Below are 18,202 nucleotides of genomic sequence, written 5' to 3'. Positions count from 1 at the left end.
CTGCGTCGTGGGGTGCCCCGGACGGGGCCACCTGGCCAACCTCGGCACGTCGGCGGGCGGGGTGGAGCCGGCGGCGCCCGCGGCTCACCCCGCCGGGTGGGGTCGCCGGGCCTGCGATCCGCGTCACGATCGGGTCCCGGGGTGCGAGGGATGCGCGGTGCGCCTGTCACGATGCAGCACCGGGGATCGCCGTCGGCGTCCCCTGCTGCACCACCCAGGCCCCGCCGGCAACGTCGCCGGCCCGAGCTGTCGTTGGAGTGCGCGTGCTCATCGGTGTGCCCGCAGAGACCCGGCGGAACGAGACGCGGGTCGCCGCGACCCCCGCGAGCGTCGGCCAGCTGTGCGCCCTCGGCCACGAGGTCCTCGTCGAGTCCGGCGCCGGGGAGGCGGCCAGCTTCCCGGACGAGGCCTACGTCGCCGCCGGCGCGCGGATGGGCCCGGCGGACGACGCCTGGGGCGCCGACGTCGTCCTGCACGTCAACGCCCCCACCGAGGACGAGGTCGGCCGGCTGCGCGCCGGCGCGGTCCTGGTGAGCCTGCTGGCCCCGGCGCTCTCCCCCGACCTGGTGCAGGTCCTGGCCGCCCGCGGCGTCACCGCGCTGGCCATGGACGCCGTCCCGCGCATCTCCCGCGCGCAGTCGCTGGACGTGCTCTCGTCGATGGCCAACATCGCCGGCTACCGCGCGGTCGTGGAGGCCGCGCACGCCTTCGGCCGGTTCTTCACCGGCCAGGTCACCGCCGCCGGCAAGGTGCCGCCGGCCAAGGTCTTCGTCGCCGGCGCCGGCGTGGCGGGGCTGGCCGCCATCGGCGCGGCCAGCAGCCTCGGCGCGATCGTGCGCGCCACGGACGTGCGGCCCGAGGTCGCCGAGCAGGTGCGCTCCCTGGGTGGGGAGTACGTCGGCGTCCCGGCCGACGAGGAGGAGCAGGCCGCGGGCGGCGGCACCGGCTACGCGTCGGTGACCAGCGAGAGCTTCAACGCCCGCGCCGCCGTCATGTACGCCGAGCAGGCCCGCGACGTCGACGTCGTGGTCACCACCGCGCTCATCCCCGGCCGCCCGGCGCCGCGGCTGCTCACCGAGGAGATGGTCGCGAGCATGCGCCCCGGCTCGGTGGTCGTGGACATGGCCGCCGCGCAGGGCGGCAACGTCGCGGGCTCGGTGCCCGACGAGGTCGTCGTCACCCCGAACGGCGTCACGATCATCGGCTACACCGACCTGCCCGCCCGGCTCCCGGCGCAGGCCAGCCAGCTGTTCGCCACCAACCTGGTGAACCTGCTCAAGCTGCTGACCCCCGGCAAGGACGGGCAGCTGGTCCTCGACATGGACGACGTCGTCCAGCGGGCGATGACCGTCACCCGCGACGGCGAGGTGCTCTGGCCCCCGCCGCCGGTGGCCGTCTCGGCCGCGCCGGTGGCCGCCGCTCCGCCGCCGGCACCACTGCCACCGCCGCGGAAGAGGCAGGCGCCACCGGGACGGCGGGCCGCGCTGGTCGGCCTCGCCGCCGCGCTGCTGTTCCTGCTGGCCGCCTTCTCGCCCAGCCAGCTCATCGGCAACCTGACGGTCTTCGCGCTCGCCGTCGTGGTCGGCTTCTACGTCATCGGGCACGTGCACCACGCGCTGCACACCCCGCTGATGAGCGTCACCAACGCGATCTCCGGGATCATCGTGGTCGGCGCCATCCTCCAGCTCGGGCACATCAGCACGGTGGTCACCGTGCTGGCGTTCCTCGCCGTGCTCCTGGCCAGCATCAACGTGTTCGGCGGCTTCGCCGTGACCCGCCGCATGCTCGGCATGTTCCGGAGGGCCTGAGCCGTGACCGCCACCACCGCCGCCTCCGCGGCCTACATCGTCGCCGGCCTGCTGTTCGTCCTGAGCCTGGCCGGGCTGAGCAGGCACGAGACCGCGAAGACCGGCAACGCGTACGGCATGGCGGGCATGGCCATCGCGCTGGTCGCCACCATCGGGCTGGCCTGGCGCAACGGCGACGCCCTGTCGGTCGGGCTGATCGTCGTCGCGATGGTGCTCGGCGCCTCCATCGGCCTCTGGCGGGCGCGCATCGTCGAGATGACCGGCATGCCCGAGCTCATCGCGCTGCTGCACAGCTTCGTCGGCCTGGCCGCGGTGCTCGTCGGCTGGAACGGCTACCTCTCGGTGGAGGGCGCGCCGGCCGGGGAGGCCGAGGAGCTCGGCCTGCCGGTGGGCATCCACTCCGCCGAGGTCGCGATCGGCGTCTTCATCGGCGCGGTCACCTTCACCGGCTCGATCGTCGCCTTCCTCAAGCTGTCGGGGCGGATCAAGAGCAACCCCCTCGTGCTGCCGGGCAAGAACGCGCTCAACCTCGGCGCGCTGGCGGTCTTCGCGGCGCTCACCGTGGTGTTCGTCGTCTCCCCCGGCCTGGGCGTCCTCTCCGGGCTGACGGTCCTGGCGCTGGCGCTGGGCTGGCACCTGGTCGCCTCGATCGGCGGCGGCGACATGCCCGTCGTCGTCTCGATGCTCAACAGCTACTCCGGCTGGGCGGCCGCGGCGTCGGGCTTCCTGCTCGACAACGACCTGCTGATCATCACCGGCGCGCTGGTCGGCTCCTCGGGTGCCTACCTCAGCTACATCATGTGCCAGGCGATGAACCGCTCCTTCCTGTCGGTCATCGCCGGCGGCTTCGGCAACGAGGGCAGCACGTCGGCGGCCGCGGTCGACGGCGAGCACACCGAGATCTCCGCCGAGGAGGTGGCGCAGCTGCTGCGCGACGCCGACTCGGTCGTCATCACCCCCGGCTACGGGATGGCGGTGGCGCACGCGCAGTCCGCCGTCGCCGACCTCACCCGCACGCTCACCGACAAGGGCGTCGAGGTGCGCTTCGGCATCCACCCGGTGGCCGGCCGGCTGCCCGGGCACATGAACGTGCTGCTGGCCGAGGCGAAGGTGCCCTACGACGTCGTCCTGGAGATGGACGAGATCAACGACGACTTCGCGAAGACGTCGGTCGTGCTCGTCATCGGCGCCAACGACACGGTGAACCCCTCCGCCGCCGACCCCGGCAGCCCGATCGCCGGCATGCCGGTGCTGCACGTGTGGGAGGCCGAGCACGTCGTCGTCTTCAAGCGGTCGATGAGCACCGGGTACGCGGGCGTGCAGAACCCGCTGTTCTTCCGCGAGAACACCCGGATGCTCTTCGGCGACGCGCGCGAGCGCGTCGAGGACATCCTGAGGGCGCTGTGAGCCTCCCCGGCGGGGCCCTGGTGTCCCCGGCCTGGCTGATCGGCGGGCTGCGCAACGTGCCCGGCTACCTGGCCACCGCGCAGGGCGGACTGACCTTCGTCAGCGACACCCCGGTGTTCGACGTCCCGCTGTCGCAGGTCACCGACGTCTCGTGGCCGTGGTGGTGGTTCGGCGGCGGGCTGAAGCTGACGGCGGCCGGGCAGCGGTGGAAGGTCACCTTCGTCCGGCCCAACGGGATGCCGCCGCCGCACCCGTCGATGCTGGCCAGCGGCGTCGGCGTCTTCGGGCTGCTCAGCGGCACCCTGCCCCCGACGGCACTGCAGGACATCGACGCGCTGCGCGGCCTGGCCGACGTCCGCAGCGGGCGGGCCGCCGGGAGGCAGTGGCGCGAGGTGCTGCCCGGCTGAGCCGTCCGGGTGCCTGCGGTTGCGGTGGCGACGGCGGGGGCGCGACGGTTGCGGTCGTGGACCCCTTCCGCCTCGGCATGCCCCGCATCCCCGGCCTCACCGAGCTGCTGACCGCCCTGCAGGCGCAGACCGAGGCACTGGCCCAGCTGCCCCGCACCCTCACCGAGCTCAACGGCGCGGTCCGGGAGCTGATCGCCGCGACCTCGACCGCGACGTCGGCCATCTCCTCGGCCCAGCGCACCGCGGAGCGGCTGGAGGACCTCGTCGGGGAGCTGGAGGAGCCGGTGCGGGCGCTCAAGCCGGGGCTCGAGCGGGTCGGCCGGGTGCTCGACGACCCCGCCGTGGAGAAGGTCCCGGACATCATCCGCACGATCGACGACGACCTCATGCCGATGATCGCCACGATCCGTCAGGCGCAGTCGCGGGTCGCCGGGGTCACCGGCCTGCTGCGCCGCCGCGGCCGCCCCGAGGATGCGGACGAGCCCCTCTGACGGGCACGCCGGCCGGCCAGTGCGCCGGGCGCTCGAACGCGGCGGGCAGTCGGGTGCCGCCGTCGCCGCGGGCCGCGGCCGCCTGGGGGCGGGTGAGGAACAGCGCGCCGGAGAGGTCGGCGCCGCGCAGGTCGGCCGCGCGGAGGTCCGCGCCGAGCAGGTCGGTGGCGGTGAGGTCGGCGCCGCGCAGGTCCGCGCCGATCAGGTAGGCGCCGCGCAGGCTGACCCCGCGCAGGTCGGCCCGGCGCAGGTCGGCGCCCACCAGGTCGGCGCCCCGCCGGTCCCGGCCGCGGCCGCGGCGGCCCGCGCGGGCGGCCTCGCTGACCCGGCCGAGCAGCTCGCCGGCCTCCGCCCGGACCGCGGCGGCGTCGACGGCGGCGAGCTCGTCCGGCGTCCCGGCGGCCAGCCGGTCCGTACGGTCGAGGGCCGCGGCGACCTCGCCGCGCAGGTCCGCCGGCAGCGACAGGGCGCCGGCCTCGGTCAGGTACCAGAGCAGCTCGTGCAGCTGCCGCAGGACGGGGAAGGCCGCGGCCACGCCGGGGTCGGCGGCCGGCTGCTCGACCGCCGCGACCGCCACCAGGCGCTGGCCGGCGCCGAAGCAGTCGAAGACCGTGCACCCGGGGAAGCCGCGCTGCCGCAGGTCGGCGTGGATGCCGCAGCGCGCGTCCCCGGTGAGGTGGACGCAGGCCCGCCCGGCGGGCTTGTCGATGGCGAAGTCGGCCGACGCGGCGAAGGCCGGCAGCACGCAGCACAGCCCGGCGCAGGACGAGCAGTCGGCGGTCAGGTCCCGTCGCCGGCCGGCCGTCACGGGAGAGGTCACCGATCGAGGGTATGCGGGCAGGCGTGGACGTCCTGAGCAGCCGCGTCCTGCTGCGGCCGACCGACCCCGACCGATCCCAGGCCTTCTACCGCGACGTCCTCGGGCTGGCCGTCTACCGCGAGTTCGGGCCGCCGAGGCACCGCGGCCTGGTGTTCTTCCTCGGCAACGGCCTGCTCGAGGTGTCCGGCCGCGCCGCCGAGCGCCCGCGCGGGCTGGCGCTGTGGCTGCAGGTGCGCGACCTCGCCGCGGAGGTCGCCCGGCTGGCCGCGGCCGGCGTCCCCGTCGTCGCGGAGCCGGTGCTGCAGCCGTGGGGGCTGCGGGAGGCGACCGTCGAGGACCCCGACGGCGTCGCGCTCGTGCTGGTCGAGGTCCCCGCCGGCCATCCGCTGCGGACCGACGTCCGCCCGCCCGGCTGAGCCCCGCGTCCCGGGGCAGACTCGCGCCGTGGCCGTGCCCGTCCGTCTCCTCTCGGCCGCCTGGGACTCCGGCGTGCCCGGCGCCCGCATGGGCGCCGGACCGACGGCGCTGCTCCGGGCGGGCGCCGCCGACCGGCTGCGGGCGCGCGGGTCCCGGGTGACCGAGGTCGTGCTGGGGCCGTCGTCGGACTGGCAGGCGGAGCTGCGGACGGCGTTCGAGCTGCAGCGTGCGGTGGCCCGGTCGGCCGCGGCCGCGCACGCCGGCGGGGAGCTGCCGCTGCTGCTGTCCGGGGACTGCCACCTGACCCTCGGGATGGTCGCGGCGCTGCAGGCGCGGGGCGCGCGGGTCGGGCTGCTGTGGCTGGACGCGCACGGGGACCTCAACACCCCCGACGTCGACCCCGGCGCCTACCTGGACGGGCAGGGCCTGGCGATGGTGCTGGGGCGGTGCTGGCGGGCGGCCACCGGCACCGTGCCGGGGTCCGCGCCGCTGCCGGAGGAGCAGGTCGTCCTCGTCGGCGCCCGCGACCTCGACCCGCCCGAGCTGGCCGCGCTCGACGGGTCGGCGCTGCGCTGGCTGCGGCCGGAGCAGGCCCGCGACCCGGCCGCCGTCGACGACGCGCTGGCCGCGCTCGCCCCGCGGGTCGACGTCGTCCACCTGCACGTGGACCTCGACGTCTACGACCCCTCGATCGCCCCGGCCAACGGCTACGCCGCCCCGGACGGGCTGTCCGCCGCCGACGTGCTGCGGATCGCCCGCCGGGCGGCCGCCGCGGCGCCGCTGGGGTCGGCGACCCTGGCGTCCTACGACCCGTCGTTCGACCCCGCCGGCCGCCTGCGCGACACCGCCCTCGAGCTGCTGGAGGTGGTCGCCGGGCTCGCCGGCTGACGGGGTGCGGGGCGGGCCGGTGCTCCCCGGTCCCACCTCGCATGATTTCGCCCCATGCCGTTCCGCTGACACACAGCGATGACGCGCCCAGGCGCCCTTGTCACCGCCCGCCGGGCCCCGTTGTCTTTCCGGATCGGGCGCCGAGGAGCGGTGCCCGGAGAGGGGGAGCGCGGGATGCCGATCTGGACGGTGCAGGGCACGGACGGCGGGGACGAGGAGATCGAGGCCGGACTGCTCGCGACGGAGAGCGGAGCCCTGGTCGCGCTGACGGAGGACGGGCTGCTGACGCGCGCCTGGGCACCGGGCCAGTGGCGGACGGTGCGGCAGGCCACCGGCAGAGGCCCCCACCGGCCCCGCCGGTCGGAGGAGGACGACCTCCTGATCGGGCTGCCGCGCCGCTGACGTGACCGGGGCGCGGGATCGCCCCTCCACCCGACGGCCGGGCCGGTGTCCCTGGGCGGACCGCTCAGGGACACCGGCGGAGGGCACGACCCGCGGGACGCCTCTCAGTCGTTGCCGGCCTCCATGGCGGCGCGGTCGAGCGCCTCGTCGTCCACACCGGCGACGACGCGGCCGGCGATCGCCTCGGCACCGCCCTCGGTCATGGTGTCGATGAGCCCGGTGGCCGCCGCCTGTGCCGCGCCGATGACCGCCGTCTCACCGCCACCGCCGACCATGCCGAGTGCGGCGTACTGCTCGAGCTTGGCGCGGGAGTCGGCGATGTCGAGGTTGCGCATCGTCAGCTGGCCGATCCGGTCGGTCGGGCCGAACGCGGGGTCGTCGGTGCGCTCCATCGACAGCTTGTCCGGGTGGTAGCTGAAGGCGGGGCCGGTGGTGTCGAGCAGCGACCAGTCCTCGCCGCGGCGCAGCCGCAGGGTGACCTCGCCGGTGACCGCCATGCCCACCCACCGCTGCAGGGACTCCCGCAGCATGAGCGCCTGGGGGTCGAGCCACCGGCCCTCGTACATGAGCCGGCCCAGCCGCCGGCCCTCGGAGTGGTAGGTCGCGAGGGTGTCCTCGTTGTGGATGGCGTTGACCAGCCGCTCGTAGGCGGCGTGCAGGAGCGCCATGCCCGGCGCCTCGTAGATCCCGCGGCTCTTCGCCTCGATGACCCGGTTCTCGATCTGGTCGGACATGCCCAGCCCGTGCCGGCCGCCGATGGCGTTCACCTCGAGCACCAGGTCGACGGCGGAGGCGTACTCCTTGCCGTTGACCGACACCGGCCGCCCGTTGGCGAAGCCGATCGTCACGTCCTCGGTCGCGATCTCGACGGCGGGGTCCCAGAACCGGACGCCCATGATCGGCTCGACGATCTCGATGCTCGCGTCGAGGTGCTCCAGGCGCTTGGCCTCGTGGGTGGCGCCCCAGATGTTGGCGTCGGTGGAGTAGGCCTTCTCCGTGCTGTCCCGGTAGGGCAGGCCGTGGGCGGTCAGCCACTCCGACATCTCCTTGCGCCCGCCGAGCTCCTCGACGAAGCGCGCGTCCAGCCACGGCTTGTAGATCCGCAGCGACGGGTTGGCCAGCAGGCCGTAGCGGTAGAAGCGCTCGATGTCGTTGCCCTTGAACGTCGAGCCGTCGCCCCAGATCTGGACGTCGTCCTCGAGCATCGCGCGCACCAGCAGGGTGCCGGTGACCGCGCGGCCCAGCGGCGTCGTGTTGAAGTAGCTGCGCCCGCCGGAGCGGATGTGGAACGCGCCGCAGGTCAGGGCCGCCAGCCCCTCCTCGACCAGCGCCTCGCGACAGTCGACCAGCCGGGCGATCTCCGCGCCGTAGGCGGCGGCCCGGCCGGGCACCGAGTCGATGTCGGGCTCGTCGTACTGGCCGATGTCGGCGGTGTAGGTGCAGGGCACCGCGCCCTTGTCGCGCATCCAGGCGACCGCCACGGAGGTGTCGAGACCACCGGAGAAGGCGATCCCGACGCGTTCGCCGACGGGCAGGGACGTGAGCACCTTGGACACGAGAGAGATTATGCACGACGACGCATGACCATTCACGACCGGGGGGTCCGCGAGGCCGGGAGGGGTTCCGGGGGAGGATCGGCCGGTGCCCGACCTCTCCCCCGGTGACGACCTGTCCCTCGGTGACGACCTGCGCGCCTTCGTCGACGCCTCGCCCTCGCCGTCCCACGCCGTCGCCGAGCTCGCCCGGCGGCTGACCGCCGCCGGCTTCACCGAGCTGGCCGAGGCCGACGCCTGGTCGCTGTCCCCTGGCGCGGCGCACTTCGTGGTCCGCTCCGGCAGCCTGGTCGCCTTCCGGCTGGGCAGCGCCCCGCTCGCCGAGGCCGGGATGCGGATCGTGGGCGCGCACACCGACTCCCCCACGTTCAAGGTCCGGCCGCGATCCGACGTCCGGCAGGCCGGCTACCGCCTGGTCGGCGTCGAGCCCTACGGCGGCGGGCTGTGGCACACCTGGCTGGACCGGGAGCTGACCGTCGCCGGGCGGGTCGCGCTGCGCGGCGGCGGGACGGCGCTGGTCCGGCTCGACGGCGCTCCGCTGCGGCTGCCGTCGCTGGCCATCCACCTCGACCGCGGCGTCCGGGAGGGGCTGACCCTCGACCCGCAGCGGCACCTGGTCCCGGTGTGGTCACGGGACCTGGACACCGAGCCGGGGCTGACCGAGGCCGTCGCCGCGGCCGCCGGGGTGGCCGCCGGTGACGTCGTCGGGCACGACCTGGTGCTGGCCGACACCCAGCCGGCGGGCAGCACCGGCGCCGACGGCACGTGGATCGCCGCGCCGCGGCTGGACAACCTGGGCAGCTGCCACGCCGGGGTGACCGCGCTCGTCGCCGCGGCGCCGGGCGCGCGCACGCAGGTGCTGGTGGCCAACGACCACGAGGAGGTGGGCAGCGGCTCGATGTCGGGCGCGCGCGGCAGCTTCCTCGAGGACGTCGTCGGCCGGCTGGTCGCCGTCACCGACCCGGGCGACCCGCAGGCGCGGGCCCGGACGATCGCGCGGTCCCGACTGGTGTCGTCGGACATGGCGCACGCCGTCCACCCGACCCGCTACGACCGGCACGAGCCCGCCCACGCCCCGCAGCTCGGCGGCGGCCCGGTGGTGAAGGTGAACGCCAACCAGGCCTACGCCACCGACGCGGTCAGCGGCGGCTGGTTCGCCGAGCGGTGCGCCGAGGCCGGGGTGCCGGTCCAGTTCTTCGTCTCCCGCGCCGACCTGCCCTGCGGCTCGACGATCGGCCCGCTGACCGCCACCCGGCTGGGCCTGGCGACCGTCGACGTCGGCGCGCCGATGCTCGCGATGCACTCCTGCCGCGAGCTGGCCTCGGCCCTCGACGTCCCGCTGGTGGTGGCCGCGCTGACCGCCTGCTACTCCGACTGAGGCCCGGCGTCCGGCGGGTTGCGGCGGACGACGTCGGCGAAGGACTCCTCCAGCCGCGCCCAGGTCGAGCTCCACTCGACGAGCGGGTCGAGGATCCGCTCGAAGACGGCGAGCTGCTCGTCGAAGGCCTGCAGCTGGCCGACCAGGCCCTCGATCAGTTGCCGCTGCGCCTTGACCGACGCCGCGATCGAGCGGACCTGCGCCGCCGACATCGCGCCCGGCGGCGAGGGCAGCCGCGGCAGCGACAGACCCGACGGGACGGCGCCGGCCGCCAGCCGGGTCGCCCGGTCGGTGAACCCGCGCAGCTGCGCGACGAACTCCTCGACCGACCGTGCCACCAGCCCGCCGTCGCGGGGCCTGTCCTCCGACTCGCTCACACGCGCCTCCCGATCCAGAACCCGGCCCGGCCCGCCGGGGTCGGCGGGACCGCACCCAGTCTGGCGCGGACCGGGGTCAGGCGCGCCGCAGACCCGCCAGCCGGGTCGCGGCGGCGAGGACCTTCCCGTAGGAGCCCGGCGCCAGGCGCACGAGCACGTCCGGGACGACGGCGCTGGCGCCGATGAGCAGCCGCGGCCGGCGCCTCTCGACCGCCTCGACGATCCGCTGCGCGGCGCGGTCGGCCGGGTAGCGCAGCAGCTTGGCGAACTCGCGCTTGCCCTGCTCGGCCTCCGCGGCGTCCACCCCGCTGGCCACGCGGGCGGTCTCGGCGATCCGGGTGGCGATGCCGCCCGGGTGCACGCTGGTCACGCCGACGCCGTCCTCGGCCAGCTCGTGGCGCAGCGCCTCGGTGAACCCCCGGATCGCGAACTTGCTCGACGAGTAGGCCGCCTGCCCGGCCGGGGCCATGAGCCCGAACAGGCTGGAGACGTTGACCAGGTGCGCGCCGGGGTGCGCCTTCAGCGTGGGCAGCAGCGCGTGGGTGAGCCGGACGGCGGCGCGGAAGTTGACGTCCATGACCCACTCGAACTCCTCGAGGGTCACCTGGTCGAAGCGGCCGCCCAGCGCCACGCCGGCGTTGTTGACCAGCAGCGTCGTCCCCGAGTGTCCGGCGACGACCCGGTCGGCGGCCTCCCGCAGCTGCCCGGCGTCGGCGAGGTCGGCGACGACGGGATCGACCGTGCGGGCGGGGTGGGCCGACCGGAGCGACGCGGCGACGCCGTCGAGCCGCTCGCCGTCGCGGTCGACGAGCACGAGGTCCATCCCGCGCGCGGCCAGCAGCGGAGCCAGCGCGGCGCCGATGCCGCTGGCCGCGCCGGTGACGACGGCGGTGCCGGTGAAGCCGAACGACCGCATCAGGCCGCCCTCTCCCCGGCCGCAACCCCGGCGCGCTCGCGGACCGGGCGGGTGAACCGGATGCCCTCGTCCTCGACCGGGCCGCGCCGCATGAGCAGCACGTCGCGGACGTAGTTCTGGTAGAGCTTCCACGGCGCCCGCGCGCCCTGCTGCGGCAGCGCGGTGAGGCTGCGCCGCACGTAGCCGGCCGACAGCCCGATGAACGGCTCGACGCCGCCCTCGGCCGGGGCGAGCGGGGTGGCCGCGGCGTAGCCGTTGCGTTCCAGGTGGGTCAGCAGCCGGCAGACGTAGCGGGCGACGAGGTCGGCCTTCAGCGTCCACGAGGCGTTGGTGTAGCCGATGGTCATGGCGAAGTTCGGCACGCCGGAGACCATGAAGCCCTTGTAGGACACCGTCTTCGACAGGTCCACGGCCTCGCCGTCGACGGTCAACGCCATCCCGCCGATCGGCAGCAGGTTGAGCCCGGTCGCGGTGACGATGACGTCGGCGTCGAGGTGCTGCCCGGACTCCAGCCGGATGCCGGTCTCGTCGAAGGAGGCGATGCGGTCGGTGACGATCGAGGCCGTCCCCCTGCGCAGCTCGCGGAACAGGTCGCCGTCGGGGACGACGCACAGCCGCTGGTCCCACGGGTCGTAGGGCGGCGCGAAGTGGGTGGCGACGTCGAGGTCGGCGGGCACCTGCTTGGCCGTGGCCTTGGCCAGCACCCGCTTCATGACCTCGGGCCTGCGGCGGCTGAGCTGGTAGGAGGCCATCGACACCAGCACGTTCTTCCACCGCACGACCGGGTAGACGACGCGGTCGGGCAGCCGGCGGCGCAGCTTCTCGGCCAGCGCGTCGCGGCCGGGCAGGCTGACGACGTAGGTGGGCGTGCGCTGCAGCATCGTCACGTGCGCGGCCGTCGCGGCCATGCTCGGGACGAGGGTGACGGCGGTGGCGCCGCTGCCGATGACGACGACGCGCTTGCCGGCGAAGTCGAGGTCCTCGGGCCAGTGCTGCGGGTGCACGACCTGCCCGCGGAAGTGCTCCTCACCCGGGAAGTCGGGGCGGTAGCCCTGGTCGTAGCGGTAGTAGCCGGAGCAGACCGACAGCCACGAGCAGGTCCACGTCTCGGTCTCCCCGGTGTCGGTGCGCTGCGCGGTGACCGTCCAGAGCGAGTCCGCGGTGGACCACTCGGCGGCCACGACGCGGGTGGAGAACCGGATGTGCTCGTCGACGCCGTACTCGCGCGCGGTGTCGCGGACGTACTCGCGGATCGAGGCGCCGTCGGCGATGGCCTGCGGCTCCGACCACGGCCGGAACGAGTAGCCGAGGGTGAACATGTCCGAGTCCGAGCGCACGCCCGGGTAGCGGAAGAGGTCCCAGGTGCCGCCGATGGCCTCCCGGGCCTCGAGGACGGCGTAGCTCCTGCCCGGCAGCTCGCGCTGCAGGTGGCAGGCGGCGCCGATCCCGGACAGGCCCGCGCCGACGATCAGCACGTCGACGTGCCGGGTGGTGGTCTCCGTGGGGACGGACTGCGTCATGGCTCTCCCTGTCGCGGCCGGGGTGACCCGGGCCACGGTACTCGACACGGTGTCGAGTACGTCGACGCCCAGTCGGGTCAGCGCGGGGTGTCGCTGCCGTAGACCGTGCGCAGCCAGACGGTGAGCAGCACGTCGACGAGGTCGTCCTCGGCCAGCGCCGGCGTCTGCCCGGCGTAGGTGACGTGGATGACGCGCTCGTTCATCCAGTTGAGCGCGACGGCGAGGTCGCGGGCGGGCGGCCCGGCCGGCGCAGCTCCCCGGGCGCGCTCGGCCTCGATGGCCGCCGCGGTCTCCTCGACGAAGCCGTCCATGACCGCCGCCCACAGCGCCCGCACCTCGGCGCTGGTGGCCAGCAGGGAGGCGGCCGCCGCGGTCAGCGCCCGGTGCGCGGCGAAGGTGCTGCGGACGGCCTCCAGCGCGCCGCGCCAGCTCGCCCGGACGTCGTCGCCGGCCCGCCGCAGCGCCGCCGAGCGCGACTCGCGGGCCTCCTCGACCACCCGGTCGAGGAGCGCGAGGACGACGGCGTCCTTGGACGGGAAGTAGAAGTAGAAGGTGGGCCGGGAGATGCCGGCGCCGCGGGCGAGGTCGTCGACCGAGATGTCGGCCAGCGGCCGCTGCCCGAGGAGGTCCTCGGCGGTGGCGAGGATGGCGCGCTCGCGGTCGTCGCCGGAGGGCCGGCGCGCCCGGCGCCCGCGGCTGCCGCCGGGCCCGGTGGGGAGCGGTGCGGCCACGGCGGCGACCCTACCCAGGGTCAGGGCAGCCGCCAGACCGTGGTGCGGCGCACCCCCGGCCCCTCGGTCTCGGGCACCTCGTACACGGCCACCGCCTCCAGGCGCCCGTGCGGCAGGTACGGCCGGCCGGGGTCGCCGATCAGCACCTCGCAGCCGCGGGCCCGCGCCCGGTCGAGGAAGGGCAGCACCCGCCCGGTCATCTCCCGGTCGTAGCAGACGTCCCCGGCGACGACGAGGTCGACGGCGGGCGGCTCGCGGTCGAGCACGTCACCGGTGACGCTGATGCCGCGGACGCCGTTGAGGCCGGCGTTGACGCCCACGGCCGTCCGCGAGAAGGGGTCGACGTCGCTGGCCAGCACCCGGCGGGCGCCGGCGAGGACGGCGGCGATCGCGACCAGGCCGCTGCCCGAGCCGAGGTCGAGCACCGTGCGGCCGGCGACCGTCGTGGGCGCGTCGAGCAGGCAGCGGGCCAGGGCCTGCCCGCCGGGCCAGGCGGCCGCCCAGAACGGCGGCTCCTCCCCCGCGCCGCCGGCCGCGGTCTCCATCGCCTCCCACAGGGCGACGACGTCGTCGGCCACGTGCAGCCGGACCTCGGGGACGAGCGAGGGCCGGCGCACCTGGGTGTGCGCGCGGACGAAGCCCGCGGGCACCACCCGGGTGGCCGGCCCTCCTGGAGTCACCTGCGGATCAGTACCAGTTGTTCGCCTGCGAGTGCGCCCACGCCGCGCACGGCGAGCCGTAGCGCTCCTCGATGTAGATCAGGCCGGCGTCGATCTGGCGGTAGCCGTCGGAGGTCTTGGCGATGCCGGTGCTGGCCCAGGTCGAGTCGAGGAACTGCGCGATGCCGTACGCGGTGCTGCTCGGGTTCTGCGCGGTGGGGTTCCAGCCGCTCTCCTTGCCCCACAGGTTCTCCAGGCAGCTGAACTGCTCGGCGCTGCCGACCTTGCTCAGCGCGTAGTCCTTGAACGAGCCGCGCGGGGCGGAGCTGGAGCTCGAGGAGCTGCTCGCGGCGGGCGCGGTCGCCGCCTGGCTGGCGGCCGCCGCCTGCGCGGCGGCCTCGGCCTCGGCGGCAGCCTGGGCCTCGGCGGCGGCCTGCTGCTCAGCGGCGACCCGGGCGGCCTCCTGCTCGGCGGCGACGCGGGCGGCCTCCTGCTCGGCGGCGATGCGGGCGGCCTCCTCGGCGGCCCGGCGGTCGAGCTCGGCCTGGTCGGCGGCGGCCTGGGCCTGGGCGGCGCTGGCCTCCGCGGCGCTGCGCTCGCTGCGGGAGGCGGCGACGTCCTGCAGCGGCGCGAGGTCGGGGGCGTACGGCGAGCGACCGGCGACCGGCGACTGCGGGATGCCGAGCTCCTCGGCGACGCTCACCGAGGCGCTGACGGTGTCGGTGCCGGCCGAGGCGGCGGGGCCGCCCGTCGAGACGAGGCCGACGACGAGGGCGCCGGCGGCGGCGGCACCGAGCAGCAGGGCCGGGCGGCGCGAGCCGGACGGGAGACGGCGGGACCGGCGGGGGGCCGGGACCTCGGCCGTGGCGTCAGCGGTGTCGGCGCCCGGGACGGGCAGCTCGCGGGTCTCGGCGTGGGGGGAGGTGGTGGCAAGCTCCGCGGTGGCGGGCGCGTCGGGGGTGCGGCGGGACATGAGGGGGTGGGTGCTCCGAGGGAGAGTGCGCGCGACAGCCACCCCGGTCGGGGCAGGCGCACGCGGGCGGTCTACGGGTGTCACGGACTGCGGGTCCCCGGCGGTGCGGATGGCAGCGCTGAGGGCGGCGGGCAGGGGCGAGCCGGCGTCAGGAGGACGCGGGGGTGCGCTGGGTGCGCGGGCGGCTGCACCTGCGGGCCGCGGGGGCCCGGAGGCGGGGCATGCGGAGACGCTCCGTTCTTCCGTGAGCCGCCTACCGAGTTAGCTGACGGGTTCGGGCGGGAAGAAGCCCTACGCGGCACCGAGCACGGCTCGGCGGGCGCGATTCACCCCAGGACTGCGGTGGGTCCCCGGCTCGCGTCCGCGGGACGGACACGACTCGGCGGCGTCCGGCCGAGCTCCCCGGAGGGGACCAGACGACCAGCCGGACGCCAGCGACCGTACGGGCGTTACCGGATCGTGACAACTCCAGGGGCCCGCGGGACGGCCGTGACGGCTGGTGCGGACCGGGGCGGTCCGGAACCCGCCCCCGCGTCCCTCCTGGTCAGGAGGCCGCGGCGACCTCGGGCCGGCCGGGCCCGTGCAGCGGTGTCACGTCGGACACGTCGGCCGTCCGCGCGGCCGCGCCGGACGGGCCGGCGGCCTCCTCGGCACGCACCGCCTCGCGCTTGTCGGCCAGGACCGGGACGTCGTCGGGGAGCACGCCGGCGACGACGGCGAGGGCCTGGTCGATCTGGCCGGTCAGCCGGCGCAGCCAGTCGCGGGCCTCGTCGCGCTCGTCGCGCAGCGGCTGCAGCTCGGCCTCCGCGGCGCGGCGCCGCTCGTCCGCCTCGGCGTCGGCCCGGGCGCGCGCCTCGGCGGCCTCCCGGTCGAGCCGCTCGCGCTCGGCCGCGGCCGCCCGGCCCAGCTCGGCGGCCTCGCGGCGGGCCGCCTCGAGCACCGCGGCGGCCTCGCTGCGGGTCTGCTCGCGCAGCGCGATCACCGCCTCGCGCATCTCGGCCACCCCCGACAGCCGGGCCGCGGCCTCGGTGAGCGCCTCGGCGCGCACGCGCCCGGCCTCCTCCTCGGCGGCCGCGGTGACCGCGGCGGCCTCCTGCTCGGCCCGGCGCACCAGGGCGAGGGCGTCCTCCGGCCCGGGCAGGGACTGCCGCTCGCGGACCAGCTGGGCCAGCCGCCGGCGGGCGTTCTGCACCTCGGCGGAGGCGGCGGCGTAGCGGCTGAGCAGGTGGTCGTTCTCGCGGCGCAGGACCAGCATCTCGGTCTCGGCCCAGGACACGTAGTCGTCGACCTGGGTGCGGTCGTAGCCGCGGACGGCACCGGTGAACACCGGCCCGGTCCCCAGCAGGCCGTCGAGCCCGCTCGGCCGGCGCGACGCGGGCGGGCCGCCCGTCCCCGCCGTCCCGCCGTCCCCCGTCGGGGCTCCTGCCCGCTGCGACATCCCGGTTCCCCCTCGGTGCGCCGTCCGATCCGGACCCCCGCCGGCCCGGTCGGCACCGTCGGGAGTGATCACGATCTCCCACCCCGGACCCCCGCGCGGCCCGCCGCTCCGGCGCGTCCCGGCGCGCCCGGAGTGGGACGAGCCGGCCGTGCCGGTCCGGTCACCGCGCGCAGTCGCCCGGTATCGGGGAGGTCACGGCGGCCGGGGCACGCCGGCCGGGGAACAACAAGCGGCCCGCTACGGTTGCGCCGGACAGCAGTTGAGCCCTCAACCACTTGGAGACGAGATGCAGTTCGGGATCTTCACGGTCAGCGACATCACGACCGACCCGACGACCGGCCGCACGCCGAGCGAGGCGGAGCGGATCCAGGCCGTCCTCACCATCGCGAGGAAGGCCGAGGAGGTCGGGCTCGACGTCTTCGCGCTGGGCGAGCACCACAACCCGCCGTTCTTCTCGTCCTCCCCCACCACCACGCTGGCCTACGTCGCGGCGCAGACGCAGAGGCTGCAGCTGTCGACGTCGACCACGCTGATCACCACCAACGACCCGGTGAAGATCGCCGAGGACTACGCGATGCTGCAGCACCTCGCCGGCGGCCGCGTCGACCTGATGCTCGGCCGCGGCAACACCGGCCCGGTCTACCCCTGGTTCGGCCAGGACATCCGCAACGGCATCCCGCTGGCGGTGGAGAACTACGCGCTGCTGCGCCGGCTGTGGGACGACGAGGTCGTCGACTGGTCCGGCCGGTTCCGCACGCCGCTGCAGGGCTTCACCTCGACCCCGCGGCCGCTGGACGGCGTCGCGCCGTTCGTGTGGCACGGCTCGATCCGCTCCCCGCAGATCGCCGAGCAGGCCGCCTACTACGGCGACGGCTTCTTCTCCAACCACATCTTCTGGCCCAAGGAGCACACGCAGCGGATGGTCGAGTTCTACCGCTCGCGTTTCGAGCACCACGGCCACGGCAGCGCCGACCAGGCGATCGTCGGCCTGGGCGGGCAGGTGTTCATGCGGAGGAACAGCCAGGACGCCGTCGAGGAGTTCCGGCCCTACTTCGACGACGCGCCGGTGTACGGGCACGGCCCGTCGCTGGAGGACTTCTCCCGCGAGACGCCGCTGACCGTCGGCAGCCCGCAGCAGGTCATCGAGCGCACCCTCGGCTTCCGCGACTACGTCGGTGACTACCAGCGGCAGCTGTTCCTCGTCGACCACGCCGGCCTGCCGCTGAAGACCGTGCTCGAGCAGCTCGACATCCTGGGCGAGGAGGTCGTGCCGGTGCTGCGGAAGGAGTTCGCCGCGCTCAAGCCGGCGCACGTGCCCGACGCCCCCACCCATGCCGCTCGCGTCGCCGCCCGCCAGAACACCCCGGAGGAGGTGTCCGCGTGACCACCCGCACCCTGGCCGTCGTCAGCGCCGGCCTGTCGGTCCCGTCGTCGACCCGGCTGCTGGCCGACCGGCTGACGACGGCGACCGTGGCCGCCCTGCGCGAGCGGGGCGAGGACGCCACCGTCGAGGTCGTGGAGCTGCGCGAGCACGCCCGCGACGTCGCCGACGCCTTCGTCACCGGCTTCTCCAACGCGGCGCTGCGCGCGGCGGTGGAGACGGTGACCGGCGCGGACGCGCTGATCGCCGTCACTCCCGTGTTCACCGCCTCCTACAGCGGCCTGTTCAAGTCCTTCGTCGACGTGCTGGAGAAGGACGCGCTCACCGGCAAGCCCGTCCTGCTCGCCGCCACCGCCGGCACCGCCCGGCACTCGCTGGTCCTCGAGCACGCCATGCGGCCGCTGTTCAGCTACCTGCGGGCGGTCACCGTGCCGACGGCGGTGTTCGCGGCGAGCGAGGACTGGGCCGGCGGCGACGGCACCAGCGCGGAGCTGAGCGGGCGGATCACCCGCGCCGCCGGCGAGCTGGCCGACGTCGTCACCGGCCGGCCGGCGTCGGCCCGCCCGGCCGACCCGTTCGCCGACGTCCCCTCCTTCGAGCAGCTCCTCCGCGGCGAGGCCTGACCCCGGTTCGACG

The 18,202-nt window shown here is 75.6% G+C and carries 19 protein-coding genes and 1 riboswitch; of the genes, 10 read left to right on the top strand and 9 right to left on the bottom strand.

Annotated features, from left to right (window positions below):
- Nucleotides 1-275 precede the first annotated feature (275 nt).
- Genes FN207_RS19255 through FN207_RS19240 form a run of 4 tightly spaced genes read left to right on the top strand, consistent with a single transcriptional unit; the run spans nucleotide 276 to nucleotide 4,113 of the window.
- Nucleotides 276-1,808 carry a Re/Si-specific NAD(P)(+) transhydrogenase subunit alpha gene (locus FN207_RS19255; RefSeq protein WP_281282149.1) on the top strand — a complete coding sequence of 511 codons (1,533 nt, stop codon included), beginning with the start codon at nucleotides 276-278 and terminating at the stop codon, nucleotides 1,806-1,808.
- Between the two features lie 3 nt (nucleotides 1,809-1,811).
- Complete coding sequence (gene pntB, locus FN207_RS19250; protein ID WP_142460054.1) at nucleotides 1,812-3,215, top strand: Re/Si-specific NAD(P)(+) transhydrogenase subunit beta; 1,404 nt, start codon at nucleotides 1,812-1,814, stop codon at nucleotides 3,213-3,215.
- On the top strand, nucleotides 3,212-3,622 hold the full coding sequence (locus tag FN207_RS19245) for a hypothetical protein (protein ID WP_142460053.1): 411 nt from the start codon (nucleotides 3,212-3,214) through the stop codon (nucleotides 3,620-3,622). The genes pntB and FN207_RS19245 overlap by 4 nt, the downstream gene beginning before the upstream one ends.
- 56 nt (nucleotides 3,623-3,678) lie before the next feature.
- Nucleotides 3,679-4,113, top strand: coding sequence for a hypothetical protein (locus FN207_RS19240; protein ID WP_142460052.1), 435 nt, complete (start codon nucleotides 3,679-3,681; stop codon nucleotides 4,111-4,113).
- Here the strand turns inward: FN207_RS19240 and FN207_RS19235 are convergent.
- Nucleotides 4,058-4,933 carry a pentapeptide repeat-containing protein gene (locus tag FN207_RS19235; protein WP_246066187.1) on the bottom strand — a complete coding sequence of 292 codons (876 nt, stop codon included), beginning with the start codon at nucleotides 4,931-4,933 and terminating at the stop codon, nucleotides 4,058-4,060. The genes FN207_RS19240 and FN207_RS19235 overlap by 56 nt on opposite strands.
- Before the next feature lie 23 nt (nucleotides 4,934-4,956).
- Here FN207_RS19235 and FN207_RS19230 point away from each other — a divergent pair, with 23 nt between their 5' ends.
- From FN207_RS19230 to FN207_RS19220, 3 genes are all read left to right on the top strand, one after another.
- Nucleotides 4,957-5,349: a VOC family protein gene (locus FN207_RS19230; RefSeq protein ID WP_185938427.1), complete on the top strand. Its 393-nt coding sequence runs from the start codon at nucleotides 4,957-4,959 to the stop codon at nucleotides 5,347-5,349.
- A 28-nt stretch (nucleotides 5,350-5,377) separates the two neighbouring features.
- A complete protein-coding gene (locus tag FN207_RS19225; RefSeq protein ID WP_185938426.1) occupies nucleotides 5,378-6,238 on the top strand; it encodes an arginase family protein in 861 nt (286 codons plus the stop codon).
- 174 nt (nucleotides 6,239-6,412) lie between these two features.
- Nucleotides 6,413-6,640: a hypothetical protein gene (locus tag FN207_RS19220; protein WP_142460049.1), complete on the top strand. Its 228-nt coding sequence runs from the start codon at nucleotides 6,413-6,415 to the stop codon at nucleotides 6,638-6,640.
- A gap of 104 nt (nucleotides 6,641-6,744) precedes the next feature.
- Here the strand turns inward: FN207_RS19220 and argG are convergent, their stop codons facing one another.
- Complete coding sequence (gene argG, locus FN207_RS19215; RefSeq protein WP_142460048.1) at nucleotides 6,745-8,196, bottom strand: argininosuccinate synthase; 1,452 nt, start codon at nucleotides 8,194-8,196, stop codon at nucleotides 6,745-6,747.
- An 85-nt stretch (nucleotides 8,197-8,281) separates the two neighbouring features.
- Between argG and FN207_RS19210 the strand changes: the two genes are divergently transcribed.
- Nucleotides 8,282-9,571 carry a M18 family aminopeptidase gene (locus tag FN207_RS19210; RefSeq protein ID WP_142460047.1) on the top strand — a complete coding sequence of 430 codons (1,290 nt, stop codon included), beginning with the start codon at nucleotides 8,282-8,284 and terminating at the stop codon, nucleotides 9,569-9,571.
- Here FN207_RS19210 and FN207_RS19205 read toward each other — a convergent pair.
- The 7 genes from FN207_RS19205 to FN207_RS19175 all read right to left on the bottom strand — a co-directional run bounded on the left by FN207_RS19205 (nucleotide 9,559) and on the right by FN207_RS19175 (nucleotide 16,185).
- Complete coding sequence (locus FN207_RS19205; RefSeq protein ID WP_142460046.1) at nucleotides 9,559-9,948, bottom strand: hypothetical protein; 390 nt, start codon at nucleotides 9,946-9,948, stop codon at nucleotides 9,559-9,561. The genes FN207_RS19210 and FN207_RS19205 overlap by 13 nt on opposite strands.
- A gap of 76 nt (nucleotides 9,949-10,024) precedes the next feature.
- Nucleotides 10,025-10,864, bottom strand: coding sequence for an SDR family NAD(P)-dependent oxidoreductase (locus tag FN207_RS19200; RefSeq protein WP_142460045.1), 840 nt, complete (start codon nucleotides 10,862-10,864; stop codon nucleotides 10,025-10,027).
- Entirely contained in the window at nucleotides 10,864-12,384 is a 1,521-nt protein-coding gene (locus tag FN207_RS19195) for a flavin-containing monooxygenase (protein ID WP_142460044.1), read from the bottom strand. The genes FN207_RS19200 and FN207_RS19195 overlap by 1 nt, the downstream gene beginning before the upstream one ends.
- A 77-nt stretch (nucleotides 12,385-12,461) precedes the next feature.
- Complete coding sequence (locus tag FN207_RS19190) at nucleotides 12,462-13,115, bottom strand: TetR/AcrR family transcriptional regulator (RefSeq protein WP_142460043.1); 654 nt, start codon at nucleotides 13,113-13,115, stop codon at nucleotides 12,462-12,464.
- A gap of 20 nt (nucleotides 13,116-13,135) precedes the next feature.
- Nucleotides 13,136-13,795 carry a class I SAM-dependent methyltransferase gene (locus FN207_RS19185; RefSeq protein WP_246066186.1) on the bottom strand — a complete coding sequence of 220 codons (660 nt, stop codon included), beginning with the start codon at nucleotides 13,793-13,795 and terminating at the stop codon, nucleotides 13,136-13,138.
- Nucleotides 13,796-13,802: 7 nt separating this feature from the next.
- Nucleotides 13,803-14,747: an aggregation-promoting factor C-terminal-like domain-containing protein gene (locus FN207_RS19180; protein WP_246066185.1), complete on the bottom strand. Its 945-nt coding sequence runs from the start codon at nucleotides 14,745-14,747 to the stop codon at nucleotides 13,803-13,805.
- Between the two features lie 235 nt (nucleotides 14,748-14,982).
- Nucleotides 14,983-15,142: riboswitch (cyclic di-AMP (ydaO/yuaA leader) on the bottom strand.
- Nucleotides 15,143-15,291: 149 nt separating this feature from the next.
- Nucleotides 15,292-16,185 (bottom strand): hypothetical protein, encoded by an 894-nt coding sequence (locus FN207_RS19175; RefSeq protein ID WP_142460042.1) that lies wholly within the window; start codon nucleotides 16,183-16,185, stop codon nucleotides 15,292-15,294.
- 286 nt (nucleotides 16,186-16,471) lie between these two features.
- Between FN207_RS19175 and FN207_RS19170 the strand changes: the two genes are divergently transcribed.
- Nucleotides 16,472-17,569 (top strand): LLM class flavin-dependent oxidoreductase, encoded by a 1,098-nt coding sequence (locus FN207_RS19170; protein WP_142460041.1) that lies wholly within the window; start codon nucleotides 16,472-16,474, stop codon nucleotides 17,567-17,569.
- Entirely contained in the window at nucleotides 17,566-18,189 is a 624-nt protein-coding gene (locus FN207_RS19165) for an FMN reductase (RefSeq protein ID WP_142460040.1), read from the top strand. The genes FN207_RS19170 and FN207_RS19165 overlap by 4 nt, the downstream gene beginning before the upstream one ends.
- Nucleotides 18,190-18,202: the final 13 nt, after the last annotated feature.

The sequence above is a fragment of the Geodermatophilus aquaeductus genome, assembly GCF_900182545.1.
Classification (GTDB): domain Bacteria; phylum Actinomycetota; class Actinomycetes; order Mycobacteriales; family Geodermatophilaceae; genus Geodermatophilus; species Geodermatophilus aquaeductus.
The sequence above is the reverse complement of the archived record's forward strand: the minus strand, read 5'-3'. Positions and strand labels throughout refer to the sequence as shown.